The 411-nt window shown below is 75.2% G+C and carries 1 protein-coding gene; it reads right to left on the bottom strand.

Translation table 11 applies throughout. From position 1 onward, the window contains the following. A partial coding sequence (locus E0D90_RS26100) for an ATP-binding cassette domain-containing protein (protein WP_498072974.1) occupies nt 1–411 on the bottom strand: 411 nt, incomplete at both ends.

Genomic DNA, 411 nt, shown 5'->3' with positions numbered 1-411 from the left:
GCGCCCGCCGAGTGCCAGGTAGACGTCCTCCAGGCTGGGGGTGGCCAGGGTGAAGTCGTCCAGCGCGGTGAACGCGGGGCCGGTGGTCACGGCGGTGACGGCGGCGCGGGCTCTCTCCGGCGGCAGCCGCAGGGTCCAGCGCCGGCCCGAGACCCGGGCCTGTTCGCGGAGGCGCAGCAGGGAGGGTTCGGCGGTGGGCGGTTGCTCACGCCACACCAGGTCGAGCCGTACCTCGTCCCCGACCAGGGACTTCAGTCCGCCGGGGGTGTCGCAGGCGATGACGCGGCCCGCGTCCAGGACGGCGACGCGGTCGAGCACGGTCTCGGCCTCGATGACGTTGTGGGTGACCAGGACGACGGTGGTGCCGTGCTCCGCGCGGCGGCGGTCGATGGCGCTCCACACCGCGCGGCG

The organism is Streptomyces otsuchiensis (assembly GCF_004305975.1).
GTDB lineage: Bacteria > Actinomycetota > Actinomycetes > Streptomycetales > Streptomycetaceae > Streptomyces > Streptomyces otsuchiensis.
The sequence above is the reverse complement of the archived record's forward strand: the minus strand, read 5'-3'. Positions and strand labels throughout refer to the sequence as shown.